Genomic DNA, 26,011 nt, shown 5'->3' with positions numbered 1-26,011 from the left:
CAGTTTCTGTTCTGATGTACAAAGAGAAATAAAATTCAAGCTATGAAAAAGCAATACAAACTATAATTAAAATTATACACAAACACAATTTAAGTTATTTTAATGATAGAAAATACTATTCTACCTTTGCTTCATCACAAACTCAAATAATAATATTAAGCAAGTCGCCCCTTTTGATTTGATGAAGATATTCAGAGGGTAACAAAGGTTAAAATAACAAAATATGGAATACAGAAAATTAGGAAAAACAGATTTAGAACTTTCAGCAATTACCTATGGTGCTTTCGCCATTGGTGGAAATATGTGGGGTGGTAATGAGAAAAAGACTCTATCCAGTCTGTTAAGGCTTCCATCGATCATGGAGTTACCACCTTAGATACAGCTCCTTTCTACGGCTTCGGTTTGAGTGAGGAGATGATAGGCGAAGCGATAAAGGGTTACGATAGGTCTAAAATTCAGTTGTTGACCAAATTTGGGTTGGTATGGGACGGAAGTAATCAAGGTAAAGGTGAATTTTTCTTTGATGCTGAGGAAAAGGGCAAAACTATCCCCGTTTACAAGTATGCCTCCAAAGCTAGTGTGATCAAAGAAGTCGAAGACAGCCTAAGACGCCTGCAAACGGACTATATAGACTTATTGCAAATCCATTGGCCAGACAATACCACAGCCATTGCTGAAACAATGGAAGCCTTAGATCTGCTTTTACAGCAGGGAAAAATTCGTGCAGCGGGTGTAAGCAACTATAGTGTTGAACAAGTTTCTGAAGCTCAGCATTCAATCCAAATCGCGAGCAATCAGGTCGGTTACAGTATGCTAAACCGAGGTATTGAGCAAGATCTTGTACCTTATGCACAACAGCATGATTTGGGCATTATTGTTTACAGCCCGATGGAACGTGGCCTGCTTACAGGTAAATATTTTAATGAAGGTAAATTGAAAGAAAATGATCACCGCAACGGCTACTTTCAGCAATTTGATCTCAAAAAGGTAAAAACTTTCTTAGATACCATTAGTCCGGTGGCATCTGATAAGGGCGTCAGTCTTTCACAACTTGTGTTACGCTGGACCAGTCTGCAACCAGCAATTACTGTCGTATTGGCCGGTGCCAGAAATGCTGAACAGGCTATAGCAAATGCAGAAGCTACAGCAATCGATCTCACTGGAGATGAACTATCATTTATCGATACAGCCTTGTCTAAGATTTAAAATTTAGCCTTCTAAAAAGAACTCTTATGACAGTGCGCCACTCCAGGATTGTTCTGTTATAAGAGTTGAAAATTCAATATTGTAACTGTCCTTGGGCTAAATACTGACCACCATTAGGCTTCATTTTTGACCCACCATAGCATAGGAATCGACACTTAATAAACATTGAAATCTATCGCTAGCCTACCAGTAGTCACTTATTTTATTTCAGCAAAACAATCAATGATTTTCATAAGAGTCAGCGCTTCCTCCATCGAAGCAGGGTTTGGCCCATTACCTTCAAAAAGGCAACTGTACTCGCGATCATTGGATATTGTATATGCTCGGGATGCTCAAATACGAATTCTTTTTCTCCCTGATCAGATCTTAATAGGATGGAATTGCCAAATATCGAAAAGATGATTTTTCCTGGCTACCTACAATTTCACAGCAATCTATGTTATCTTCTGATCGGACATTAAAACACCAGCTTCCGTTAAAGATGATCTGATTCTCAAACAACATGGTACCAGTTGTTTGATCAGCAACGGCACTTGCAGCATCCTGAAGTTGGCTAAATCCGTTATAAGAAATAGGTGCACCAAAGAAATACAGCATTAGATCCAATTGATGTGGTGCAAGATCAAAAAAATATCCACCACCCGATATCGCTGGGTCTGTACGCCAGTCTGCTGCACCTTTAGTGACCAGTTCTGGTGCCCGGCTCTGCCATAATCGAAGTTGAACAGTTCGGATAGTTCCTATCTCTCCTGCCTCCAGCAATTCTTTTACTTTGAGAAACAAGGGTAATTGTCTTCGGTAATGTGCAACGACGAGCTTGCCACTTGTTTTTCTAACAGCCTCTAACAGCAATGTGGCTTCATCCGCATTTAATGTAACAGGTTTCTCCACATAAACATTCTTTCCGGCTTCTAGCGCCTTCAATGCATAGTCATAATGCGAAGATGGTGGAGTCGCAATATAAATAGCATTCAATGCCGGATTGTCCAACAAGTCCTCAACCTTCGAATACCAATTGGCAACTTGGTGTCTCCGAGCATAATCGGCGGCTTTTGCAGCGTCTCTGCGCATGACAGCAAGCAATTGACTATCTTTAACCTTATTGAATGCCGGCCCGCTCTTTTTTTTCGGTCACATCACCGCAGCCAATGATCCCCATCTTACCTTTGTATTTTCCATTTTATTTTTGTTGATCCAATCTTCCAATAAAATCTTTTTATCAGGGTTTTTCACGCCCAATAAATCTGTTGTTACCAAGCAAAAATCCGATTGCTTTTTCAATATTTTTACGCCGGCTGTCGTCGGTCTTTAAAAAGAAATATAACGGATAATCTCTTTTCTTTTTGATGGTGCTAAACGGTCAAAGACAGTTTTGGCTGCTTCATTTTCTGCCAATGCCTGCTCAAGTTCGGGGTGCGGAACCAAGCTTCGGTCCGTCGGATCAAAAACAACGGATAATTCCAAGATTTCACCAATTCGTTTCGGTGAATTTGGCAAGATTTCCGTATTGATATACAATCGCCACGCTCCTGATAACGCAACAAAGTCTGTTTGTAATCTTTCCCGTTTACCATTCCTTTAATAGGTATATATCCCTTGTTGACCCCAGCTTCTTCAAAGAGTAGATGCAATACATCATCGGGTACAAAAACAAAGGGATTGATTCCTATTAGTTCTAGTTTGGCTTTAAAGACCGACATAGGCGTTTAAATTTACCATCCATCAAAAAATTAAGTTGTAGCAAGAATATGTGCGATCTGATCGAGTTCCACAGTACTAAAGCTCAAATTGTCGAGCGATTTTAACGAATCAGTCAACTGTTCACTGTTTCGTGCTCCGACCAAAACCGAAGTCAGGCGTTCGTCTTTCAATAACCATGCAATTGCCATTTGAGCCAGCGATTGTTCGCGTTGCATTGCAACTTCGTTCAAAGCAGACAATTTTGTTATCAGTTCGGGTGTAATTGCAGTACTCTTTAAAAATGTTCTTTTGAGGCCCGAGACTCGGTTGGAATATTACCTTGTAAATATTTATTGGTCAGTAAACCTTGTGCCAACGGAGAGAAAGCAATCATACCCACCCCTCTTCATCCAACACGTCCAACAGCCCATCCTCTGGGTTACGCACCAACATCGAGTACTTTGGTTGATGGATCAGACAAGGGCATCTAAGATCCTGTAAGATAGCAATTGCCTTCTTTGCTAAATCCACGGGGTAGTTTGATAAACCGACATAGAGGGCTTTCCCCTGTCGTACAATATCACTTAATGCACCCATCGTTTCTTCAAGTGGTGTCTGTGGGTCAGGTCTGTGATGATAGAAAATATCAATATAGTCAAGTTTTAGACGTTTTAAGCTCTGATGAAGGCTGGCCATCAGATATTTACGGCTCCCCAATCGCCATAGGGTCCATCCCACATGGTGTATCCCGCTTTGGTCGACAACAAAAGTTCGTCCCGATGTCCAACAAAATCTGAGCTCAGAATAGCGCCAAAATTTTGCTCCGCGCTACCGGGAGGTGGGCCATAATTATTGGCGAGGTCAAAATGTGTGATACCATTATCAAAAGCCGTACATAGGGTCTGCCTAAACACTTCTTTCTGATCAATATCACCAAAATTTTGCCACAGACCAAGGGAAATTGCTGGAAGCTGGATCCCACTTTTCCCACATCGCCTGTAAGGCATTATCGTATATCGGTTTGGATTGAATGTCACGTTGTCAAGTTTATGTATGCAAAATACAAAACTATTTTGAAGAGTCTATGCAATTGCAACTGTCAATCTAATCGAAATATTTCGGTACGCAACAATTTAAATTAAAATTTATACCAGTCCACTCAACAGATACCATGCTAGTATCACAAATATTTTTATATTTTTGACTATAGTCCAATAATAGCACAACTTTAAGAACGTCCCCATGATCAGTAGATTCTTTAGAAAATTCTATTTACATATTGTGATATGGATCATTCTGCTCTTACTGCCTTTTATTACTTATCTCTATCAACCTGATAAAATCGCTGATTTTAAAATCTATTCGGCACTATCCCATCTGGCCAATATCATCTTTCTGGCAAGCAATTTTTATCTGCATTGTTATGTTGTCGCACCGCGCTATTTCTTTGGCCGTCGAAAGATTTTTGTCCTCTTCATCGCGTTGGGATTTGTCGCCTATGTCCTACTCAATTATGCGATCGTCTATTTCAATCCTAATGGAGAATTAGCTCATTTTAAAAAGGAGAATATACTATTTGTACGACTCGTTGTAGGCCCGGGAATTATCTACTCACTTTGTATGATCACCTCGTCCATGATCTTTCTTTATAATGAACAGGCTAGACAAAAGGAACTTAATAAACAAATCGCATTAGAAAAGACAACTGCCGAACTCACTATTTTGAAACTTCAGATCAGTCCACATTTTTTATTTAATACGCTCAACAATATCCGTTGGCTGATCCGCAAAAAGTCTCCCGACTCCGAGGGGACAATAGTCAAGCTCTCCGAAATGCTGCGCTACATTCTTTATGAAGTGGATGGACCAAAGGTCGAACTTTTCAAAGAAATTGATCATATGCGCAATTTCATTGCTTTACAGACATTAAGGCTTCCCATTGCGGGTGAAGTTGATCTAAAAATAGAAAGCAGCCTCAAGAATAGAATGATTCCACCGCTATTATTTATTCATTTTGTAGAAAATGCTTTCAAATACGGAGTAGATAGTAAAAATAGCCCTTACATCCAGTTTGAATTCGTAGATATTCCGGGTGGTCTTATTTTTAAATCGGTCAATAAAATATTACAATATACCGAGCACCGGCCAAATGAAGGGATCGGATTGACGAATGTAAAACGACGATTACAGTTGCTTTATCCCAACCGCCATGACCTCAAGATCAAAAGGACAGCAGATGACTATTTTGAAGTTGCACTCAGATTAATGACAGATGAAGATTAAATGTATACTCATTGACGACGAACCATTCGCGCTTAATTTGCTGGAGGACGATCTGTTGAGTTTTGAGCAAATTGAAATTCTACAGAAATTTCATGCCCCTGTAGATGTTGTTGACTACCTGAAAAACCATTCAGTCGATCTCATTTTTCTGGACATCCAGATGCCCGAACAATTAGGAACACAATTTGTCAGGGACCTCGAAGATCCACCGTTAATTATATTCACAACAGCCTATCATCAATATGCTGTTGAGGGATTCGAACTAAATGCGGTAGATTATCTTTTGAAGCCTATTTCAAAAGAACGGCTCACGGCTGCGATTCGAAAAGTAGCAGATATTATGACACTACGCAACAAACAAGTTGTTGAAAAAGACCATATTGTCGTGCATGTGGAATATAAAAAAACCAAGATCTTTCTCCAGGAAATCAGTTATATCGAAGGTTTAAAAGACTATGTAAAAATCTATTTGGTTGACCGGCCGGTTCCACTGCTAACCCGGAGCAATTTACGTGGTATGGAAAAATTGTTGCCAACAGGCAACTTCCTCCGAATACACAATTCCTTTATCGTCAACAAAAATAGGATCGAACATTGCACAGTTGCAAAACTGGCATTACCTGAAGTGGAACTGCCGATTGGCAAAAAATATGTCAAAAATATGGAGCAGTTTCAGACAAATGGGCCAGCGAGCAAAGATAACAGCATTCGATAAGGGCCATTCGTCTACACATTAGGCCCGTCGGTCTACAGATAATTGTGTAGAATAAAAATCATTTACAAATTTGCTTGGGGTCAATTTGTCCAACACTGGCTATTGATCCGTATAGCAAAGAAAAAATGAAAAAATTATAGCAGCACTCTTATTGGCAACCGCCGTTGCCTCATTACATGCCCAAACAGCTCCCAGTGGCCGTCCCAGCAGTTTCGCTGTCGCTGAAGGCAAACTCTCCGGTCAACTGATAGACCTTCAGGGCAAACCAATCGCACAGGCTTCAGTCAATCTACTGCGGGTGATCCATGATCAGTCTACGGGCAAAGAACGGGAAATCTTATTCAAAAGCACGAGTTCGCTTGAAAATGGAAAATTTAGTTTTACGGCACTATCCACCAAAGACAAATGGAAGTTAAAAATAAGCTCAGTAGGTTACACCGCTAAAGATATTGCGGTCGAGTATGGTTCTGATAGCAAAGTTTTGGATAAAGATCTTGGTGCTATCACATTGGAAAATGATAATCGAAAGCTAGACGAGGTAACAGTCACTGGTCGTAAAGCTTTACTTGAAATGGATATCGACAAAAAGTATACAATGTAGAAAAGAATATTGTAGCAGCGGGTGGTACTGCCATCGATGTTATGCGCAATATGCCTTCTGTGCAAGTTGATATTGATGGGAATGTCAAGCTCCGGAATGCTGCACCAACTATTTTTGTAGATGGCAAACCGACAACACTAACGCCAGACCAAATACCTGCTGACGTGATCGAAAAGATTGAAATCATCACCAACCCCTCTGCTAAATATGATGCTTCGGGAGTATGGCCGGGATATTAAATATTATCCTAAAAAAGAATAAAAAAACAGGTTACAATGGTATGGTTACCCTTGGAGCTGATCGCTTTGGCGGAACCAATTTTATGGGAAGTCTCAATTTGCGTCAAAACAAATTCAATATATCCCTTACGGGGATGAATATGCGTATGCGAACAAATACCGAAGGTGATAGCTATCGGGAAAGCACAATTGATGGCGTTAAATCTACCGTTAACCAGGATATTGAAGGTAAAACCAAGGGAATGATCAGCTTTGGAAGACTCGGGTTAGACTATGACCTTAGTCCGCGCACGACCGTATCTGTTGCTGGAATCTTTGTCGAAGGTAAATTTCGACCCTATGAAAACACGATGATAACGACGGAAACGCAAGGCAATAGCAATAGAATTTCAGCGTCCGAACGTAGTTTCAAACCTAGAGGTTTACAGGCAGGCCTTGTTCAGAAATTTAAAACCGAAGGCGAAGAATTGACCGCGGACTTCAATTATTTCGGTGGAACAAACAAATCTAACGGCACTTACACCACTAATTATTTAGATAACAGTGGAATCATTGGTTCACAGATCCAAAAGAACGTTGGATCTGGCGACAATAAATTTATGACTGTACAGGCAGATTATGTTAAACCATTCAAAAATGGGATGAAACTTGAGACGGAGTTCGCGCACAGATCAACAAACTCAAAAACCTGAATAGTAACAGCCTTAAAGCCCGCGATAAAGATGATTATGAGGATATCAGTGCTGCGTCAGCCAATTACGACAATAAGAATACGGTCTATGCGGCTTATGCTTCACTTGGTGGCAACTTTAAAGATTGGGTATCTTATAAAGTCGGTTTACGTGTCGAGAATTCCACCTATGACGGTGAACTAATCAATACAAACCAAAAATTCCACAATAAATACCCGCTCAGTCTCTTTCCCTCCCTATTCCTGAGTAAGAAACTGACGGAGAAAGATCAGCTACAGATGAGTGTCACCCGTCGTGTCAATCGTCCCAACTTCTTTCAGTTAATTCCTTTTGTCGACTATACAGACAGCTTAAATATTACACGTGGTAATCCGGACCTCGTCCCAGAGTTTACAACGTCGGGCGAATTGTCTTATAGCCGAACACATGGTAAAGGGACCTTCTTGGCTTCATTTTATTACAAATATACCACGAACCTGATCACCCGATACCTGACGCAGGAGCTCAATCCCATTACGGACAAAATGGATTTCATCAACACCTATATTAATGCAAATTCCAGCAAAAACTATGGTGCAGAGTTCACCTACACCAATAATTTAAAAACATGGTGGGATCTGACAGCAGACCTCAATTTCTACAATTCAAAAATTGAAATCGATGAAAAGACACCATCAGAAGGTATGTGGACCGTATTTGGAAAATTGAATAATACGTTCAATTTGAAAAAGAACTGGAACCTTCAACTCGCATTTGAATATCAAGGAAAAACAAATATGCCGGTCACACAAAATCAAACCTTTGGCCCACCGATGAATCAGGCTCAAAGTTCCTCTCAGGGGTACATTAAGCCTTTTATGGAATCGATTTTGCCATCAAGAAGAGTTTCTTGAAAAATCAGGCTGCTTCCGTGACATTGGCGGTAAACGATATCTTCAGAACCCGCGGAAATACCATAATCTCTTCGGGTGATGGCTTCTACCAAGAGTATTATCGTCTCTCCAATCCACAGCTTGTCAAATTGAATCTATCTTATCGTTTTGGCAAAATGGACATGAACATGTTCAAGAAAAACAAAAACCAAAATTCCATGGAAGGTATGCAGATGCAATAGACACTTGCATTTAGCTCGACATATTAACGCAGAAAGAGACCGATTAAATGGTCTCTTTCTGCTTTATTCATTTTATCTATCTTCACTTCATTAAACCAGCTGACTTGGGATATTGTATTTTTCTATAATGGGTACAATTTCCAGTAAATCATCAATCACGTAATCTGGATTCGCTGATTTTAGCTGGTCAGCATGATGGGCTCCTGTCGTAATGCCAATGCTTAAAGCACAACCAGCATTCTGCCCCTCCTTTATATCAATAATTGAGTCCCCTATTTTCACTACGCCTTTGGGATCTGTTATTGCAAAATTTGCTCTTGCAAGATCGATCATATCCGGGTATGGTCTATTTTTAGGCACATCGGATGCTGTAATCAATGCATCAATATCTCGACCTACAACCCAATTAAGTTTTTTCAAAAGGGATTCCGCTGTTTTGCGATCATATCCCGTATTCAATACCCGAAGTATATTCATCTCTTTCAAAATCGCAAAAAGTTCATTGGCATTTGAATTCGGATAAATGTCTGCTGCTTCATAGGCCTTTTCAAGTGCTTGCAAAAATGATTGGAACATCTGCTCAGCCAATTGATCGTCAACTATATTGAGGCAATTTTTTAGTACAGTCTTAATGGCCTGTAACTTTTCTTTGCCAGCTCCATGCTCCAACACTTCTGTCAACGTCAGTTGATAACCACCAATGTGATTTATCACCTGTAGAAGTGTTTTATAAACTATATTATCCTCATTTACAGTAGTACCTGCCATATCAAATACTACCATCTTGATCGCTTCTCTCATCTATTCACTATTAAATGTTTAGCAAAAATAAAATATTGTTAAATAAAACTAAACTTTTCAATATTAACTTATTGCTATCTTTAAGTTAAGAGGAGCATAAATTAACGTAGCACAAAATAATAAGTCCAGCCGATCAACAACAGTTGAAATGGAATTCTAAACCACAGATAACCTGGACCTTTCCCATCAAAAGTCGCAGTTTCATAGTTCAGGTACCTCATACTCGCATATATATTTGTCGGTAGTATCAGCATAAAAAAGACAATTAAAAGCATCCCTGTAAGACGACTTAAAACTGGTATAAATAAACCGAAGGCTCCCATGACCTCCAATAGTCCAGTCACATAAATCATTTCTTTTTTAATGGGATAAAATCCGGGAGCATCAGCACCATACCCTTTGTGTAGATAACGTGTCCAAGAGAGGTGAACAATAATGTGGCAGCAAGGGCTATTTTTCCAGCCAAATGGTAATCCATATCGCCCTTATACTGTCGTATAACTAAATTGCTGATGAGAAATACTGTAAGTAAAACAAAAAGTGGTTTCATAATCTTTTTATTTAAAGTTATGAGCCTTTCTATTCCTTATCAATGAACAATTGTTAATAAATTTCCTTCCGGATTCTGCTTAGCGATTGGGGTCTAATCCCGATATAAGATGCCAGGTATTTAAGGGGATATTTTCAATTAACTCAGGCTGTTCCCGCATTAGATTGACATACCTCGTTTTGGCTGAATCTTCAAGTAAGGTAAATTCACGTTTCATTTTCTTCAAAAGATATCTTCGATAGCCTTTCGTCCAATAAAATTCCCCACCTGTGTCGTTTTATACACGATATTCAGATCATCATAAGATATCCGCCACAAAACGCAATCTGTAATCGCTTCAAGATTATAGGACGATGCAGTTTGGGTCAGGAATGAATCATAGGCGCTCACAAAGGAGTTTTCAAAGGCAAAACCAAATGTAAAATCATAATCTAATTTTGGAATATTGAATCGGACAATCCCTTTTTCAATAAAAGATAGATAGCGCTCGGTTTTACCCATTTCCAGAATCAGTGATCTTTTCGGAAAAACTGTCTTGGTAAGCATTGACGAAAAAATATCCCAGTCTTCCGCCTCCATCGCAATGAGCGAGTCAAAATAATTTTTGATTTTATCCATGCTATCCAAATTTTAAAACAAGATAAAAACTTCTGGTCAATACATATCTCAAAAACACCTTTTTCTGATACAAAAATAGAAAGAGCAGGATAAAACGTGACTATTCAATTTTATCATTCATTTTTTTATATACTTGAATAACACATAACCCTATTTAACCTAAAAAATGTTTGAAACAGGTATCGTCAAAAAAGTGGGGATCTAAAAAAGATCATGAGACGCTCTATACTGAATGGCAGGGACGGCTCCATAGAACAAGAAATTTTCAGAACGACGAATTTATTATCACCCTTTCCAAATCAAAAAGAGGAGCCCACCATATTGATTTGGGTAAGCATATCATGCGGGGATATCAGCTACATATTGTTTTTCCGGGACAGCGAAGCCATTTCAGTATTTTGGATTATACATTTGCCTATCAACTTCGGATTGCCAAGATAAATTTTGAAAAGGTTTGTACTGCATTACGTTTTAGCCTTCATTTATATAGAATACACCCCGTACAAGATCTTACCCAATCGGAATTTGAGAAACTCCTCTATGAGTTAAGAAATATCGGAAATGAATTGCATATGGATCGACCCCTACTTGAAATCATTTGTTCACGGGCACGTATCACCTTACAGGAAATCAGTAGAATTTTAGAAAAGCGTATTAACGATATTAATTTATTTAAAATACCATCTGTTTTATTTGAATTTTTGCAGCTTGTAAAGCTCCATTACAACAAAGAGCATAACGTCACATTCTATGCAAAAAAATTAAATGTAAGCTCAGACTACCTTTTGAGCCTGACACGAAATCATCTAAATGTAACACCGACAAAAGTAATCAAAGACGAGATATTAGCAGAATCCAAGCGCCTATTGAGTCTCGTTCCCATTACAATCAAAACTGTCATGTATCAAGTTGGGTTTGAAGATCAGGCTGTCTTTACTCATTTCTTTAAGAGCTTAACTGGTATGTCACCAACTGAGTTCCAAAAGAGCACAATAACCTTTTAACGAAAACAGGCTCCATGTATTGATTTTTATTCAACTACATGGAGCCATATTTCCATTATTATGCTAGGATAAGTTTCAGTTATTTTATTTCTTCTTTACCATGATATTATCTAAATATAAAGTCTCTTTACCTGTGTTCGTAAAAGCTATTCGCACTATTTTTTTATTTGGCTTGATTTCCTGACCAGTCTCAAAATTAATTTCGTGCTTTTTACCTTTCTTACCCAACTCCAGTATCTGTTGGCTTAGATTCGACAGCTCTCCGGTCACAACCTTAACATCGTCTACTGCTACGGCTATACTGCCACCTCTACCCCAATACCTAAGGTTAAATTGTTGCGCTGGGTCCAGATAAATGTATTGCTCTATCTTTTTCCCTTGAGCAAGTACGAGAGCCTTACTCCCCTTTTCACCTAAGCCTTCTTCAATCGTCCCTTCTCCTTCCCAGGGCTTAAGACCAGCTTTCCCCTCAAAATCGGGATTAGGAAGCTCATTTCCATCACGCAAAGGCCAGTTATAGGCACGGATATAATCGACCTCCATATTTACCCCACCTTCGGAACCATATGCGCCCAAAAACACATTCATAAAATGGTTGGGTGAGTAGATTTGATTTTTATTGTCGTACTCTTTAATTAAATCACCATTGATATAATGCTTAATACTTGTTGGGGTCCACAACACACCATGGGTAACCCACTGGCCTACATGCTCATAACCTTCGGCAATATGTGTGGCAAGGTTACGTTGAAATATCCCTTTCGCATCGACATGTCCGTGGATGACAAATTGAGCCGTGATATATTCAAACACATCTATTTCAAACAATTGGCCTTTTGGACGTATTCCTTTTATTCCGTCAACCTCGCCCCCTCTTGAAGATAGTAACGAATATCTGGTCCTGGTGAGTCAAACCAAAATGCAGTATTTGTTCCTTTCGGGTTACCTTGACGATTGCGGCGTACTTTTACCTCAAAATAACCACCTTTACTATTGTCCAACAGGTTTTCATTCGTTTTCCAGTCATAAGTCTGAATGGACGAAATCTTTTGGTTTCCACCTTCTGTAAAAATGCGCTTTGGGATGGTATCGTTCACATAGAGGTTAATTGCGGATCCGTCAAGCGTATAGGCCGGCTGGGGTAATTGATCCTGCAACATTTCCCGCTTTGATTTTTCATTTAGGTAATTCAATGAGGAGAAATAATTGGTGGTCCATTTATTTCGGTTTAAAAGTCGATCATTAAATTCGTCCTGCCAAAAATTTCCATACCGACAGGAACAACAGCTGAACTTGGATTTCTTTTCTCTTCCTCGAGCTCGGTGTCATCCAAAGTCCAACTTTTGGAGGTATAGGACTTCCCTTGCGCCAAAGGCTTGCCAGCTGCAGATTCCACCCAAACATAATAAATTGTCTCAGGATCAACCTGCTGGATATAATAGCGTTTGGTACCCTCCGCCAGTACCGCATTGGCAACAGCGGGCTTCCTATGCGTCTTTGACCAGAACAGCTTGGCACCCGAAAGATCGTTCTTTCCATCTTTCATATCAAGTCGTATCCAACTTCTTGTTCCCAACAATCGTAATGGAGCATCGGACTTGGCCGTTTGCGCTGACAATAATAGAACCGACAACATTTGAGCTGCAGCCAGTGATATATATTTTTTCACTTTATCTTATTTAATTGCTAATTTACTATAGCAATACGATAATAATGAGAATTATTAGCATTGGCAACTCCGATCAAAACGCAACCGTTTGTTCAAATTAATACCATAATAATCTGTTACTTGAAATTACTATTTGGTTAATCACCGGCAAAATAAAATCTTCGGGTTTTTATTCAAGGAAAATAGTTACTGTCATAGGATCATTCTCTACTTTCACCTGCTTTTCCACTGCTCCTTGTTTATTATTATACTTAAGCGTGTATATTTTGTTTTTTTCTACGGCAAACTGCAACCTGTCGTTTGCATCTTGTCTTGCATCTTTGGTAGACCCTCCGCCTACTTGATCCTTCCCTTGAAAGATATCGATATTACATTTTTTCGATCTTCGGGCGTGGTCTTGTCCTTACTTTCATAAGCAATAACATAAATTGCCGTATGCTTATTGTCTATGTTAATTTGTTGCTGTTGCTCGTTATATAAAGCTTTATATGTAGGCGTTACGTTCACCCCATTCACATATTTCAAGTTTGTATCCCAAGCCAAAGGAAAGTACGTTTCTGCCGCTTTGAAAGAAGAAGCATAAATGGCATGCTCCCGATTACTTGCATCTGCTTTGCCCGCATCCGCTAAGAACCAAGAACGATTCAACTCTTTATCGGGGTAATATTCTGTAAAATACCATTTCCCATCTATCCAGACCTCACACCAGTTGTGATTTCCACGATTGTCAAACCAGTTTAAGGTTCCCGCGACCCTGGATGGGATACCCACTGCACGAAACGCATCAGTCAACAGAATTGACAGCCCACTACAGGAAGCCATCCCTTGATCAATGGATTCTGAGGGAGATTGATCAGGCCGTTTTCTTTTTGTGTTATAATCAACCATAACTTCGTCCCGAATATTTTTATTGACAGCGGCGATGGCCTCACGGAGTGTCTTACAAGACTCCACATACTTTGAAAACCTATTAAAGAGTTCTTCGCGCCATTCGTCCCGATTTTCATTGAGCACGGCGTAAGGCAATACCTCATTTAAAAAATGGAATCTGGTAGCTGCTTCGTCCAAGCGAACTTCTCTTTCGCCCGATAGGCCAATTCAATATTGCGCAATAAGAAATCACTGCTTAAGGATTCCAGATCCCGTTGTGGCATATAGGAAATTAAGAAGACTGCACCTTCCTTCATATTTTTGGGCACGTCTTTGAGCACTTTTTCCAATGAAGTCCTATTTTTTCCTGCTTTGGCAAGGGCTATTTCAAGAGGTTGGTCAAGCTGTTTAGCAATAGCGCGTGTATCTGCAGACTGTGCTAGACATAAGTTAAAAAGTGATACCGATAGGGCAAAAAATAAAGAGCGTAGTTTCATAGTAATTCAAAAAAATAAAGCTACTAATTTTTGCTGAGCTATTGCAAGCTATCAACGCAATAAAAACGGTAGGAAATTCGATTAACAGAGCACTAATTAATTATATAAATAAAAATTAAAAGAATCAAAATTACTTTTTTAACCTTGGTAGCCAGCACGTTGTTGATTACATCATGCAGCAAAGTCCTGCATAAAAACTTTAATTGCCTTTTTCTTCACGAACAAGAAAATCATAGGAATACCAAAACTTCAAAGGTGAGAAATTATCTAAACTTCTGAGCGAATAGCTGATGGGGAAATCAAATGAATTACTTTGTTTTTCAAACTCTTTTTAAATTCTGTTATCAGCTTAGTTATTTCTTGCAAACCGCTTTCGCGCCTGATAAAACTCTCTCTCTTACCACCACGTAGATAGATTAGTAGATCCGAAGCGTTCAAGATCGTTTCCTCCCTTTCTGTCAAAGGCTGACCGTCCAATAATTTATCAAGTACATTTTTGAAATCAATCCGAGGATAATCACTTTCTCCCATCATAATCAAATGGGTACCGTAATTCGCAATATTTGTATAATAGGGATTAAAACCAGCTTGTTTTAGCTGGGCAACATCTTTTCTGCTAAAAGCTGACGAAAACTCATTGAATTGTGCCATCAATGAAAATGCTATATTTTCACTACGCATCAAACAGCTATATGCTCTTTTGATTGTTGTTGAATCATGGTGTTCGACAAGCTTTAAAACACTATCTACGTCAGGGCTATTATTGAGATGGTAACGTATTGATTCATAATCAAAGAAATCTGTTATGGAAAAACCTGACATTGTCAGCTCAGTGCTTTTATTTTTACGGGCATAGGAACGAATTCCGTCGAAGGTTGGAACGATCTTCGCATTTGAAATAGCGGAAGTGGTAGGCACAATTGTAATTTTAAAAGGCTTATAATGACTACGAAGGGAAGCTAGCTTCACCGTGGGTATAGTATCTTTCAATCCCCATACTGTTCCCAGGTAAAAATTTTTGTCTATGGTTTGATCGACATAAATCTGGTTTACTGAAAAACCAACAGAGCGACCTATAAATTGAAACTTTTTGGCTAATGCAGCACCGTCGATCTCCATGGAGTCTGGATCACCTTCTTCCTTGTCACAACTGGACAATAGGAATAAACCGAGCAATAGTACAAAAAGATATTTCATAATTCAAAAATTACTCGTTCCCAAAAAGTCAAAATATCTCCATGTTAACAGCGGAAAGGCTAAAGGCTTTTGGTTCTTTATCAAAGATATATAAAAATACCTATCCAACCTATATAAAAATCAGAATAACAAAGAAATAAGATAAAGTGATTTTTATTGTAGGATAGCGGTAGTGTCATGAACAGCCAGTTCAGCGGTGGAAAGGATCATGATAATACAAATTTATAAAAAGTAAAAGCCGCTGGAATGGGGAATTCCTAACGGCTTTCTTCTAACCTAATGAAAAACATCGATACCGTGATCGGTACCCTGTTGATCTCCTAATTCCAAATATATCAGGTCTATTTATCCTAGGTATCATTCATTTACAATCCGCGCTTATGATTTACGATTCGTAGTGGTTAATAAAAACATGACAGACCACTGAATGTCAATACTTTAAACACAAAAAAACAAGCAAATATCCCAGTATTCTTATCTACAATAGTATTAAATAAAAGGTATGTTATTTTTTTATTTTAAATCAGTCTAAATAACTAAATTAATTGTATGTTTGCGCCGACAAATAATTTAGACTAATTCAATATTAATAATGAAAAGATCTCTTCTGGGGCTTATCTTAAGTCTGGGATTGGTAGGAGCGACACATTTGGATGTTTCGGCTCAAAGTAAAGGGGTACATGGACGCGTCAAAACCAAAGATGGTGCAGCAATCGAGTCAGCTACAGTAACCATTACAGCACTTGGTAGATCAACTTCAACTTCCCGTGATGGCAGTTTTCATTTCTCCGATCTTCCGGATGGGACCTATACCATTCGAATCAAGAGCATCGGCAACGCTGTTGAAGAACAAACAATAACTGTTAAAGATGGTAAAGCGCAAACAGTTATTGTAGCGATGAATATTTCTGAGGCGCAATTGGAGCAGGTTGAAGTATTTGGGTATAATTCCCATAATAATAAAACGGTCAACGTTGGAAAAGCTGGTATTATTGATAAAGACTTGCCGCAAAGTGTACAGATTATTAATAAGCAGATCATTACCGATCAACAAGTCAATAGGTTGAGTGATGCGCTCAAAAATGCGAATGGTGTAGCCATGGGGGCAAATCGTGGTGGTGTAAATGAAAACTTCTATGCGAGAGGTTACAGCTTGGGAGCAAACAATATCTTTAAAAATGGCGCACGCACAAATAATGGTGGTTCGATAGAAGCCAGTACATTAGAATCCGTTGAAATCCTTAAAGGAAGTGCTGCATTACTATATGGTGGTGTATCCGGCGGTGCGGTCGTTAATCTGGTTACCAAAAAGCCTAAGTTCTCCTACGGCGGAGAAGCTTCAATGCGTGTAGGTAGTTATGACTTTTATAAACCTACAGTCGATGTTTACGGCCCAATTTCAAATAAAGTCGCTTTTCGCATGATAGGCACGTATGAAAAAGCTGGCAGCTTCAGAGATCAGGTCAAGTCAAAACGAACCTATGTAAACCCATCTGTATTGTATAAGATTTCCGATCAAACGGATCTAAACTTTACATTTGATTACTTGAAAAGTGATTTCACACCAGACTTCGGAATAGGGACTGTCGACGGCAAATTAAATCAATCTGTCGGAAGAAATACATTCTTAAATGTACCTTGGGCTTATAACAATACAAATACTTCAAACGGTCAGATCAATTTCAACCATAAATTTAACGGATCCTGGAATTTAAATGCGATTGCAAGTTATCAAACCTACGATCGTGACTATTATGGGTCTGATCGGATCCAGGCTGACAAAAATGGTATTGCTCCCAGAAATTTGACAAGATCCAAATCAAACGAATTTACAGCCAACCAGCAGTTAAATTTAACGGGTACTGTAAAAACAGGTGCAATTAAACATAAAATTCTAGTCGGTGCCGATGCAGATCAATCTCATGCAAATGTGTATGCATTTTTATGGAAGGGATCAATTATTATGATAACAAAAATGTATTAAAAGCAAATCCTTACGATGCGATTTATGTTTTCAATCCGGGTCAAACAGCACAGCATACGACTACAGGCAACGGATTGAGAACTGATATCCCAAGAGCTGATCTGTTGACAAAAACCACAACAGATATCTATCGATACGGTGTATTTCTACAGGATTTAATCGAACTGAATGAGAAGTTTAAAGTTTTGGCCGGAATACGCTATTCGTATCAACGTACGCCCTATTCCGAGCTATTTACTTACAAAGAAAATAAAACAGAAGAAGTTGTTACAAAAGATGGACAAGGGAATCCAATGGGAGCCAAAGTTGATAAAGCATGGTCACCTAAATTCGGCTTGATTTATCAACCGATACCTTCATCAAGTATATATGTAACCTATGCGAATAATTTCACCTCAAACTCCGGCTACGATATCAATTACCAACCTCTAGCACCATCAATAATTGATCAATATGAAGCTGGTATCAAGAATGATTTTTTCAATGGTCGTCTATCTGCGAATCTTGCCTGGTATAGAATCAATAACAATAGATTCGCACAGCAGCTGCTGCTGAAACCAGATGGCACCGAAAACGGCGATGCCAACATGAAGGAGTTCTCCGGAAAAACAGCTTCTGAGGGGCTAGAAGCGGAGCTAACGGGAACATTATTACCTGGTCTAAATGTGACAGCTGGTTATTCCTACAACTATATGCGCTATACGCATACAAGTCCCATTTCAAGCTATACAACAACAGCCGGAAATGAAACGAAAGTTGTGGAAATTTCAGGAAGTGAGGAAAACGTACGCTTAGTGGGTACCACAGCCCATACCGCAAATGGGACAGTATTTTACACTTTTCAACAAGGAACTGTTAAAGGATTAAAACTAGGCTTCTCTTCTTTTTATACGGGCAGACGGAATGCTGGATGGAACAATAGCAAAATCAATGTTCGAGACGGTCTTAATCGTTTGATTTCTGTCAGTCCATTTACCACAATTGACTTTTCTGCCGGATACACCTATAAAAATTGGAGCATTCTTGGAAAATTGTCCAATATCACCAATGCATTTAATTATTACATTCACGAAAACTATAGTGTAAACCCTATCCCACCCCGTAGTTTTATGGCAACACTTTCGTATAAATTCGAAAAAGATAGCGTAAATCGTTTTTTTATATTGCAAAAAAGGGAGCTTTTGAATAAAAAGGCCCTTTTTTCACGCCTCTATACTATTTGAGTTTTCGGGTGTAGCGTTTTACGCTTCATTCTTATTATTTCTCAACAAATCTACAGCTAGTAAAGCTGTAATGGATGCTGCAATTAATGCCGAAATAGCCATATTCATCGTACTAATTAAGATGTTATCAGCGAGTGCGTACCTGATGCTATAATAAGTGATGACGTAAGTAACCAAATAAGTGATAAATGCTTTAATAATTTCCATAAACTAATACATGGGATACAGCTAAAATAATTTCCTTGTACAAATATAAAGTACCATTTACAGCTGTTTTTCCTGCTCTTACAATTCGTCCCAGATGATTTATGATCCGTAGTTCTGACAGTGATTTATGGATGGAATTTTAACCTTATGAGTAAATAATATAAAATATAATACCTATTTTCAAACCAAATTAAAAGTAAATCGATGAAGTCATTCAAACATCAATATCCTCTATTGTTGCTGATGCTATCATTTGGTATGACAGCATTTTCTCAAACCAAAGAAGAACTCAAAAAAAAGTACCAGAACAGCAGTATAGATCAAGAGCTCAAGAAAAAGATGGCTACGGAATTCGTCTTTCCTGACAGCTTAATATTGCCTCCTTTACACTATACCAATTCCTATTATGTATTGGATTCGGCAATCAATGATTTCCAATCTATTTCCATCGATATTATAGTGCAGGACGATATACCTGATCATTATTCATTTTATATTTCCCCTTTTAATATTGCGCTGAACAATATTCCTTTGTATTGTGGTATTCAATCCGCTGGTGGTGGTATCAGTGTTAAGACAGGCAAGGAGCAAGAAATCAAATTTAATGGTATCTTTTCACGCTGGTTCGAACGGACGAAAAAGGCATTGAAAACAACAGGTTATTATGCTAGTTCTGACGCCGAAGGCGACTTTATCAGTGTCCGAAATACCGTGGGATGGCATAAGGGGGCTTATCGGGTAACGCTAAAAAAGACGGTTATATCCCCGGCAAGGCGGTACCCGACTCGATCAATCACAAGGAAACCTATTTCAGCTGGGGAGATTATGAACATTCCTGGATCACCATGTATGTCGAAGATTTAAGCAGCAAAAGATCAGCAATGTGGGGTCTTTGGCATTCCCAGGTAAAAAGATTAAAATGGAGAAACAAATCATCTCGTTCTTAGAACAATACAAATACTTTATAGATTTTGCGCAAAGACCGAGAAATCTGGAAGGGATGACTGTGATACATTATGACAAATTGCCTAAGATAACCATTGTACAGAAAAATTTACAGATCAATGGCAAAACGGTCCATCTTGAGAAGGTGCCCACATCCCACAACCGTACACATAATCCCGAACAAAGTAAGGTAGCTGGAGAAATGCCCATCTTATCAAAAGACAGTTATAATCCCTCCACTGGAGAGTTAACTTTGGAGACCGGCGTGTTTGTTGGCTGGCCGGAGAAAAAGGAGGGGAAATAAATTAATGAAAATGACACGAAAAAGTTACTTCTGCTTGCGCTGATACCATTGACAACTTTTTGCTATTGCCAACGACAGCTTGAAGCTGGAGGATTAGATGTGGAAAAGGTAAATTTCAACAGTTTTAATGCAAAGACTTTTTATGCAACAGCCCTAAAAGCCGAATGGTCAGATTATCATAAAAAGTTAAATGCCGGTGAAAAGCCGATTTATTTTTTTCAGGCAGAAACGGATACGATAGACCGTACCGGACAGACATTTGACATTGATACGGCATTTGCAATTCAATACCGACAAACTGGTATTGGTAAAAGTGGTTGGAAAAAGGACTATAGCGTCGGGTTTTTCCGGAATTTAAAATTTAATGAAATAAATGCAATTACAGACCTCGACAACGATCTCCTGATTTTGTCCGGCACTACAGGCAAGATAGAACCAGAAAAGGTGAACAGTTTAATAGCTGAGCTAAATAAAACGCATGGGGATGCAAATTTAACCGATTTATCAAGTGGTTTTTCTTCCTATGAACTACGAAAATGGGAGCTTGAGGATCGCATCATCGTATTGGTCTCTGCTGGTGTAATTGACTACAGAGGGGTTATCTTAACAGAAAAAGAGAAAGAGTCTGTAAAGAACATTGAAACTGACAACCTACAATCCGCTACCCTTTTTAGCTGCAGAAAAGATGTCTATGAGACTTTTAAACAGATGAGTACGCGAACAGGATTTATGACTTCCTTTGAAAAATAAAGATGATCAGCAAACGCAGCATTTTCATTAAATCATTTTGATAGATTGTTTCATCTATAAAATATCAGGGATAAAGCCATCTTCAAGGATGGCTTTATCTGTTATAATCAAAAAATTAACGTGAAATAGAAATAAAAAGGCAAAATAGCTCGGCTATAACATCAAATAAAACGATCACTGGGATACTTTAGCTTGCCGCAAAATATCAAATACACCTTCTCGTCGCAGGAGCCACATACCTAGTTTGTCTTCGGCCACACCTTCGGCAAGCTGGTAGGTAAATAGGAGTCCTTTATCCTCATCAAGTCTGACACCCAAGTGTTTCATTACAGTGGCTTCTCCTGCAAGTACGGAAGAAATTTCAGTAATATGGGAAGATAATAAGAATACACTATTGTCAAATTTGTGAAGACAGTTGATGAGTTCTAATGTTGCCTCACTGGCATCATTGTGATTTGTGCCCTTAAATAATTCATCCATCAGCACAAACATCTTTTTCCCCTCCGCCAGCAATTCAGCTAAGTGTTTTACGCGAAGTACCTCATTAAAAAAATGGCTCGCACCGGCGTTGATATTATCCCCTAGGTTTATTGTCACAGAGATTCCATCAAAGAGCACAGTTTCCATAGCATCCGCAGGGACAGGGAAGCCAAGATGTGCCAAATACACACAGGTTCCAATGGTTTTCAATAAGGTAGACTTGCCCGTCATATTCGCTCCCGTAAGGTACCATAAATTACCACCTCTTTTTATTTCGATATCATTCTTGACCGGATCTGCTAGAAAAAGATTGTACGCTGCACCTATTTTGATCATATGGGAACTTATATTTTGATCATCAATTTTAGGGAAATTAAGATGCTTACCCTTTGTAGCTTGAGCCACACCATAGAAGGCGTCCAGCTGATATAAAACCTCGAATACTTCCTGTATTGAATTTCGCTTTATATTCCTAAACTGATAATCATATTTAATCATCAGCTCCAGGGACAGTTTATTTTCCAACAACTTTTCAAACTCTGCCTGATCGATATCTTCAAGTACACGATCAATTTTATCGCAGTAATTGGCTATAATACTTCTTGTGGGATGCTGAGACTTAATGGACCCGAGAAATACGTTGAGATAAACTATGATTTTCGCTATTTCATAAATAGAGCGTCTGATTAATAGATCGCGTTTTTTGAAGTCTAACGAAAGAAAATTTGTCGATACCAGTTCCAGGTAATAGGATGTTTTGGTTGCTGAATAGGGTTCCAACGGTAACGATAAATATTGTTCCAGATCTTGCATCATATATTTATCCAGAATATCCGTAATATCCTCATCCTGCATAAAACGAATAATCCATTGCCTATCTTCTATTTCAGATTTAGCAGAAAACGGTTTAAGAAAGTAGGTATAGAGGGTATCTCGACCTCCCAATGTGATTGTACGGTCAAAAAAATCGACCAAGTCTCTATACTGACTGTTCGTAACATTTAAATCTCCTAAGGTCTGTTTGTCAACAATAAACATATATCTTCAGGAAGTGTTTCTTGGTATTTTTTGTACTATGTCCTTAAACTTACCTAAAATCACTGCCATTAGCAAAACTGTATCAGAATAGTTATGTTATACTTCTTTATCGTCCATGGATTACAATTCAGGGACTAAAGTCATCTTTCAAAACTATTTAAAATTACATAGGGATTTACGCCAAATGAATATAGAAAACAAAAGTTTTAATAAAAAAACACCCGATAGCATGGGGTACTCCGGGTGTTTTAGCCATATTATTAACCTATTTTATGAAAAGTGCCCGTGATGGGCAACACTAAAGTAGAAAATAACTTTGTATAAACAAAATAAAAATGAAAAAATCGGTTTTTTCCTATCAAGCTAAACCGGTTGAACATTCATTTAGGCAAACAAACTAGTCTCCTTTATCTGGTGCCTAAGCTCATAACTAATTATCCCCAAATCCGATAGTAACATCGTCATTATAGGGAGATAACAGGGGTTAACAGGGGTTTAGCAGGGGTAATTCCTATTAACCCCTGTTAATACGGTATAAAAATAGTCTTACTTCACTTTTAATTCATAACATGATATTAACTTGGTAATATCATATATATTAGAATGTTATTCTGTCATCCTTTCTAGTGAATATCCAAGCATATGTAAGCACTCCCAAAAGGAGATACACCGCACTGAGATTACGAGATTTTGCTTAATTTTAGTCTATTAAATAACGATAAGCTATGACGGGTCGCGAAATTCTCAGGCAACATATCAATAAAACTGTCCACTTGAATGATGATCAATTTGATTATTTCTTTTCTTTTTCAAACCGGTATCCTTTAAAAAGAAACAATCGATTATCACCATTGGCGATACGGTGGAATGTGAATATTTTGTCCTCAATGGCTGCTTAAAAACTTTTGTGGTCAATGATGAACAAAAATGCATATCCTACAGTTTGCTACAAAAACCTGGTGGGCATCTGATTATAATGCCTTACACAACAATACGAAAGCAACGGTCAACCTAGATTGTGTAAGTGATGCGGATACACTTTGTTTATTTGCTGAGGATCGTGAACGTGTATGCAAGGAAATCCATGAGGTCGAAACATTTTTACGCTGGCGTTCGAATAAGGGTTATATCGGTCTACAAAAGAGAATTCTATCCCTGCTCAACAATGACGCCCGCAGTCGTTATGAGGAATTGATGCTGCAATATCCTGAATTGTACAATCTTGTGCCCAAGCATTTGATTGCAGCCTATCTTGGGGTTTCCGTGAGACGCTCAGCCGGCTCTATCACAACAAATAATGTGATCTATATCACCAAAACAAACCATTCTTTAAAATGTGATGTATATCACATAGGGGTCTAACGATTTATACCCTACTTTGTGTTATCATTTAAACAATTAATTTTTTTGAAGATGAAAAAGAGAACTTAAAGGTATTGGTCGTTTTGACTTCACATGACCAATTGGGAGATACAGGAGCTAAAACAGGTTTTTGGGTTGAAGAGTTTGCAGCCCCTATTATGTTATGGCTGATGCAGGCGTTGACATCACCATTGCTTCGCCAAAAGGCGGGCAACCACCTATAGATCCCAAAAGTGCGCTCCCTGATTTTCAGACAGCAGCGACAAAACGTTTTGATGCAGATCTTGAACTTCAAAACAAACTGGCAAACAGCATTGTCCTAACAGAAGTTGATGAGCAGGATTATGACGCGATCTTCTATCCGGGTGGCCATGGCCCCCTTTGGGACCTTGCGAATGACAAGACTTCCATTGCATTAATTGAGTCATTTTGGAAACATAATAAACCTGTAGCCGCTGTATGCCACGCTCCTGGTGTTTTCAGGTTTGTTAAGAATATCGATGGTAGTCCATTGGTACAGGGCAAAAACGTAACAGGCTTTTCCAATTCTGAGGAAGAAGCTGTACAATTGACAGATGTCGTCCCTTTCTTGGTTGAAGATGAGCTCGTCAAACTTGGCGGACATTACAGTAAGGGTCAAGATTGGAGCAGTCATGTGGTCAAAGATGGTAAACTGATTACCGGCCAAAATCCCGGCTCATCGGAAGAGACAGCAAAAGAATTGTTAGCCCTGCTGGAGCAGTAAATAGCTATCAATTAAAGTAGCGTTTCTGTTTTGAAATATACAACGGTACGCCAGGTTACGGAAGGTACCAATAACACGATTATTAAATCCCATTTTTTCGTTTTCAACGTATAAAAATGGGATTTTTGTTAACTGTCACCGAATGATTTATACCATTATTTAACAAGTTTCCTGTTATACCCTTTGTGTATCAAGCTGATTTAATTGGATCAGCTGTCGGATTTCCTTCAATATAGGTTCCACATTTTTGGTTCGACCGATACGCTCCAACATTTTTATGCTTTTATTATCCCTTGTTACCACAATGATGTCCGTACCATTGTGTAGAGCAATAGCAAGATGCTTGAGGGTTTCGAATTTTTGGATCTCTTCGATGCGAATCTCCTTTTTGAATAGTCCGAAATAGGATTTGCTCATTGTGCCCGCCGCACAATCGATGGTCATCTGCTGGGCAAAGATCCTAATCTGCACACAAAAGACAATAAGCCCAAAGATCCAATACCAATTCTTTTCACCAAAAATATTTCCATCTTTAATTCCAACGATTAAAATACCGATGGCCATAAATAGCCAGAATAAAGCTAGGCAAAGCGCAAAATATCCAATCCTTTTAGAGGTATATCTACTGCCGTCCTGCGTAAAATATTTATAATTATGCTCTTCCATTTCTATTGTGTTTTTTGTGGGGCCTCACCTGGTTCAAAAATTATTTATGATCAAATATAGGCAGTAATAGACGGGTAATCCTGTCTATTTAAAATTCGATAACATCCATTTAATATTCGCAAGGATTGAGGAAAACTAGCTCACAGAATTACCAGGATCATGTGAACGACACAAAACGCGGATTACTACTCATCCAGTATAAAAAAATCCGCAGTTTATTTTTTAACAAACAAACTGCGGATCAATCCTGCTAATTTCGTAAAACGTGTATGCTCAACAAATTCCGAAAAGTCTTTTATTTAGCAACAGGAAGTAACATGCATAAATGAAGCTGTGCTCAAATTTACGTGAATTAAATTTTCAAAAAAACTATCCATCATATTGCATCGTTAGTATTTCATGCTCTTGCATTTCAACATCCAAAATATGATCAGGCATATATTCATCGCCACTGGCTACCTCGGCATATAGACAGCCATTATCACCTATGATAATTTTTAGCCCGAATACCTCCAGCGTGTCATACCAATCTGTATCGGCTTTTTGCGGCATGCCCCAGCTAATTCTTGGT

General features: G+C 38.6%; 32 protein-coding genes and 3 pseudogenes. 16 read left to right on the top strand and 19 right to left on the bottom strand.

Annotated elements, in window-relative coordinates; translation table 11 throughout:
- The first annotated feature begins 223 nt into the window (after positions 1 to 223).
- The gene (locus tag KUH03_RS33940) at positions 224 to 376 is read left to right on the top strand and encodes a hypothetical protein (RefSeq protein WP_257088776.1); all 153 of its coding nucleotides are present in this window, start codon (positions 224 to 226) and stop codon (positions 374 to 376) included.
- On the top strand, positions 331 to 1,206 hold the full coding sequence (locus KUH03_RS33935; protein WP_306429847.1) for an aldo/keto reductase: 876 nt from the start codon (positions 331 to 333) through the stop codon (positions 1,204 to 1,206). The genes KUH03_RS33940 and KUH03_RS33935 overlap by 46 nt, the downstream gene beginning before the upstream one ends.
- A gap of 366 nt (positions 1,207 to 1,572) precedes the next feature.
- Here the strand turns inward: KUH03_RS33935 and KUH03_RS49605 are convergent, their stop codons facing one another.
- From KUH03_RS49605 to KUH03_RS49600, 4 genes and pseudogenes are all read right to left on the bottom strand, one after another.
- Positions 1,573 to 2,277, bottom strand: coding sequence for a Gfo/Idh/MocA family protein (locus KUH03_RS49605; RefSeq protein ID WP_373564540.1), 705 nt, complete (start codon positions 2,275 to 2,277; stop codon positions 1,573 to 1,575).
- 60 nt (positions 2,278 to 2,337) lie between these two features.
- Positions 2,338 to 2,487, bottom strand: coding sequence for a hypothetical protein (locus KUH03_RS33920; protein WP_257088774.1), 150 nt, complete (start codon positions 2,485 to 2,487; stop codon positions 2,338 to 2,340).
- A 27-nt stretch (positions 2,488 to 2,514) separates the two neighbouring features.
- Positions 2,515 to 2,724: a YdeI/OmpD-associated family protein gene (locus KUH03_RS33915; protein ID WP_257088771.1), complete on the bottom strand. Its 210-nt coding sequence runs from the start codon at positions 2,722 to 2,724 to the stop codon at positions 2,515 to 2,517.
- Between the two features lie 212 nt (positions 2,725 to 2,936).
- Positions 2,937 to 3,893: pseudogene (locus tag KUH03_RS49600) on the bottom strand (aldo/keto reductase).
- A gap of 235 nt (positions 3,894 to 4,128) precedes the next feature.
- Between KUH03_RS49600 and KUH03_RS33905 the strand changes: the two are divergent.
- The 6 genes and pseudogenes from KUH03_RS33905 to KUH03_RS33875 all read left to right on the top strand — a co-directional run bounded on the left by KUH03_RS33905 (position 4,129) and on the right by KUH03_RS33875 (position 8,530).
- Positions 4,129 to 5,169, top strand: a complete 1,041-nt coding sequence (locus KUH03_RS33905) for a sensor histidine kinase (protein ID WP_257088769.1) — start codon at positions 4,129 to 4,131, stop codon at positions 5,167 to 5,169.
- Positions 5,159 to 5,884, top strand: a complete 726-nt coding sequence (locus tag KUH03_RS33900) for a LytTR family DNA-binding domain-containing protein (RefSeq protein ID WP_257088767.1) — start codon at positions 5,159 to 5,161, stop codon at positions 5,882 to 5,884. Before KUH03_RS33905 ends, KUH03_RS33900 begins: the two co-directional genes overlap by 11 nt.
- Before the next feature lie 151 nt (positions 5,885 to 6,035).
- Positions 6,036 to 6,485, top strand: coding sequence for a carboxypeptidase-like regulatory domain-containing protein (locus KUH03_RS33895; RefSeq protein WP_257088765.1), 450 nt, complete (start codon positions 6,036 to 6,038; stop codon positions 6,483 to 6,485).
- 41 nt (positions 6,486 to 6,526) lie between these two features.
- Entirely contained in the window at positions 6,527 to 6,724 is a 198-nt protein-coding gene (locus tag KUH03_RS33890) for a hypothetical protein (RefSeq protein WP_257088763.1), read from the top strand.
- A pseudogene (locus tag KUH03_RS49595) lies at positions 6,709 to 8,309 on the top strand (TonB-dependent receptor domain-containing protein). The gene KUH03_RS33890 and the pseudogene KUH03_RS49595 overlap by 16 nt, the downstream one beginning before the upstream one ends.
- Positions 8,306 to 8,530 carry an outer membrane beta-barrel family protein gene (locus tag KUH03_RS33875; RefSeq protein WP_257088759.1) on the top strand — a complete coding sequence of 75 codons (225 nt, stop codon included), beginning with the start codon at positions 8,306 to 8,308 and terminating at the stop codon, positions 8,528 to 8,530. Before KUH03_RS49595 ends, KUH03_RS33875 begins: the two are co-directional and overlap by 4 nt.
- Before the next feature lie 90 nt (positions 8,531 to 8,620).
- Here the strand turns inward: KUH03_RS33875 and KUH03_RS33870 are convergent, their stop codons facing one another.
- From KUH03_RS33870 to KUH03_RS33850, 5 genes are all read right to left on the bottom strand, one after another.
- A complete protein-coding gene (locus tag KUH03_RS33870) occupies positions 8,621 to 9,331 on the bottom strand; it encodes an HAD family hydrolase (RefSeq protein ID WP_257088757.1) in 711 nt (236 codons plus the stop codon).
- Between the two features lie 101 nt (positions 9,332 to 9,432).
- Complete coding sequence (locus KUH03_RS33865; RefSeq protein WP_257088754.1) at positions 9,433 to 9,684, bottom strand: hypothetical protein; 252 nt, start codon at positions 9,682 to 9,684, stop codon at positions 9,433 to 9,435.
- Positions 9,681 to 9,881: a hypothetical protein gene (locus KUH03_RS33860; protein WP_257088752.1), complete on the bottom strand. Its 201-nt coding sequence runs from the start codon at positions 9,879 to 9,881 to the stop codon at positions 9,681 to 9,683. Before KUH03_RS33860 ends, KUH03_RS33865 begins: the two co-directional genes overlap by 4 nt.
- A gap of 79 nt (positions 9,882 to 9,960) precedes the next feature.
- Positions 9,961 to 10,098 carry a hypothetical protein gene (locus KUH03_RS33855; protein WP_257088750.1) on the bottom strand — a complete coding sequence of 46 codons (138 nt, stop codon included), beginning with the start codon at positions 10,096 to 10,098 and terminating at the stop codon, positions 9,961 to 9,963.
- Between the two features lie 5 nt (positions 10,099 to 10,103).
- Positions 10,104 to 10,499, bottom strand: coding sequence for a Crp/Fnr family transcriptional regulator (locus KUH03_RS33850; RefSeq protein ID WP_257088748.1), 396 nt, complete (start codon positions 10,497 to 10,499; stop codon positions 10,104 to 10,106).
- Positions 10,500 to 10,669: 170 nt separating this feature from the next.
- Between KUH03_RS33850 and KUH03_RS33845 the strand changes: the two genes are divergently transcribed.
- On the top strand, positions 10,670 to 11,503 hold the full coding sequence (locus KUH03_RS33845) for an AraC family transcriptional regulator (RefSeq protein WP_257088746.1): 834 nt from the start codon (positions 10,670 to 10,672) through the stop codon (positions 11,501 to 11,503).
- Between the two features lie 84 nt (positions 11,504 to 11,587).
- Here the strand turns inward: KUH03_RS33845 and KUH03_RS33840 are convergent, their stop codons facing one another.
- The 6 genes from KUH03_RS33840 to KUH03_RS33815 form a co-directional block, all read right to left on the bottom strand.
- On the bottom strand, positions 11,588 to 12,331 hold the full coding sequence (locus KUH03_RS33840) for a glycoside hydrolase family 16 protein (protein WP_257088744.1): 744 nt from the start codon (positions 12,329 to 12,331) through the stop codon (positions 11,588 to 11,590).
- A gap of 23 nt (positions 12,332 to 12,354) precedes the next feature.
- Positions 12,355 to 12,663: a hypothetical protein gene (locus KUH03_RS33835; RefSeq protein ID WP_257088742.1), complete on the bottom strand. Its 309-nt coding sequence runs from the start codon at positions 12,661 to 12,663 to the stop codon at positions 12,355 to 12,357.
- A gap of 68 nt (positions 12,664 to 12,731) precedes the next feature.
- Positions 12,732 to 13,172: a hypothetical protein gene (locus KUH03_RS33830; protein WP_257088740.1), complete on the bottom strand. Its 441-nt coding sequence runs from the start codon at positions 13,170 to 13,172 to the stop codon at positions 12,732 to 12,734.
- Positions 13,173 to 13,508: 336 nt separating this feature from the next.
- Positions 13,509 to 14,240: a transglutaminase family protein gene (locus KUH03_RS33825; protein ID WP_257088738.1), complete on the bottom strand. Its 732-nt coding sequence runs from the start codon at positions 14,238 to 14,240 to the stop codon at positions 13,509 to 13,511.
- Entirely contained in the window at positions 14,207 to 14,539 is a 333-nt protein-coding gene (locus KUH03_RS33820) for a hypothetical protein (RefSeq protein ID WP_257088736.1), read from the bottom strand. Before KUH03_RS33820 ends, KUH03_RS33825 begins: the two co-directional genes overlap by 34 nt.
- Positions 14,540 to 14,806: 267 nt before the next feature.
- Complete coding sequence (locus tag KUH03_RS33815; protein WP_257088734.1) at positions 14,807 to 15,736, bottom strand: hypothetical protein; 930 nt, start codon at positions 15,734 to 15,736, stop codon at positions 14,807 to 14,809.
- Between the two features lie 592 nt (positions 15,737 to 16,328).
- On the opposite strand from KUH03_RS33815, the gene KUH03_RS33810 reads away from it, so the two are divergent.
- Together KUH03_RS33810 and KUH03_RS33805 are read left to right on the top strand one after the other, a co-directional pair.
- Complete coding sequence (locus KUH03_RS33810) at positions 16,329 to 17,720, top strand: TonB-dependent receptor (protein WP_257088732.1); 1,392 nt, start codon at positions 16,329 to 16,331, stop codon at positions 17,718 to 17,720.
- Entirely contained in the window at positions 17,681 to 18,943 is a 1,263-nt protein-coding gene (locus tag KUH03_RS33805; RefSeq protein ID WP_257088730.1) for a TonB-dependent siderophore receptor, read from the top strand. The genes KUH03_RS33810 and KUH03_RS33805 overlap by 40 nt, the downstream gene beginning before the upstream one ends.
- 18 nt (positions 18,944 to 18,961) lie before the next feature.
- On the opposite strand, the gene KUH03_RS33800 is transcribed toward KUH03_RS33805, so the two are convergent.
- A complete protein-coding gene (locus KUH03_RS33800; RefSeq protein WP_257088728.1) occupies positions 18,962 to 19,150 on the bottom strand; it encodes a hypothetical protein in 189 nt (62 codons plus the stop codon).
- Positions 19,151 to 19,354: 204 nt separating this feature from the next.
- Between KUH03_RS33800 and KUH03_RS33795 the strand changes: the two genes are divergently transcribed.
- The 3 genes from KUH03_RS33795 (at position 19,355) to KUH03_RS33785 (ending at position 21,149) form a co-directional block, all read left to right on the top strand.
- A complete protein-coding gene (locus KUH03_RS33795) occupies positions 19,355 to 20,014 on the top strand; it encodes a hypothetical protein (protein ID WP_257088726.1) in 660 nt (219 codons plus the stop codon).
- A gap of 55 nt (positions 20,015 to 20,069) precedes the next feature.
- Positions 20,070 to 20,399, top strand: coding sequence for a hypothetical protein (locus tag KUH03_RS33790; protein ID WP_257088724.1), 330 nt, complete (start codon positions 20,070 to 20,072; stop codon positions 20,397 to 20,399).
- Positions 20,400 to 20,498: 99 nt separating this feature from the next.
- Entirely contained in the window at positions 20,499 to 21,149 is a 651-nt protein-coding gene (locus tag KUH03_RS33785) for a hypothetical protein (protein WP_257088722.1), read from the top strand.
- 174 nt (positions 21,150 to 21,323) lie between these two features.
- Here the strand turns inward: KUH03_RS33785 and KUH03_RS33780 are convergent, their stop codons facing one another.
- The gene (locus KUH03_RS33780; RefSeq protein ID WP_257088720.1) at positions 21,324 to 22,667 is read right to left on the bottom strand and encodes a DNA mismatch repair protein MutS; all 1,344 of its coding nucleotides are present in this window, start codon (positions 22,665 to 22,667) and stop codon (positions 21,324 to 21,326) included.
- 927 nt (positions 22,668 to 23,594) lie between these two features.
- Between KUH03_RS33780 and KUH03_RS33775 the strand changes: the two genes are divergently transcribed.
- Positions 23,595 to 24,029 (top strand): hypothetical protein, encoded by a 435-nt coding sequence (locus KUH03_RS33775; RefSeq protein ID WP_257088718.1) that lies wholly within the window; start codon positions 23,595 to 23,597, stop codon positions 24,027 to 24,029.
- 35 nt (positions 24,030 to 24,064) lie between these two features.
- A pseudogene (locus KUH03_RS33770) lies at positions 24,065 to 24,774 on the top strand (type 1 glutamine amidotransferase domain-containing protein).
- 174 nt (positions 24,775 to 24,948) lie between these two features.
- Here KUH03_RS33770 and KUH03_RS33765 read toward each other — a convergent pair.
- On the bottom strand, positions 24,949 to 25,440 hold the full coding sequence (locus tag KUH03_RS33765) for a hypothetical protein (RefSeq protein WP_257088714.1): 492 nt from the start codon (positions 25,438 to 25,440) through the stop codon (positions 24,949 to 24,951).
- Between the two features lie 369 nt (positions 25,441 to 25,809).
- Positions 25,810 to 25,992: a hypothetical protein gene (locus KUH03_RS33760; RefSeq protein WP_257088712.1), complete on the bottom strand. Its 183-nt coding sequence runs from the start codon at positions 25,990 to 25,992 to the stop codon at positions 25,810 to 25,812.
- Between the last annotated feature and the right edge of the window lie 19 nt (positions 25,993 to 26,011).

The organism is Sphingobacterium sp. E70 (assembly GCF_019285695.1).
GTDB classification, from domain to species: domain Bacteria; phylum Bacteroidota; class Bacteroidia; order Sphingobacteriales; family Sphingobacteriaceae; genus Sphingobacterium; species Sphingobacterium detergens.
Note: the sequence above shows the minus strand (reverse complement) of the source record. Positions and strands in the feature narration are given on the sequence as shown.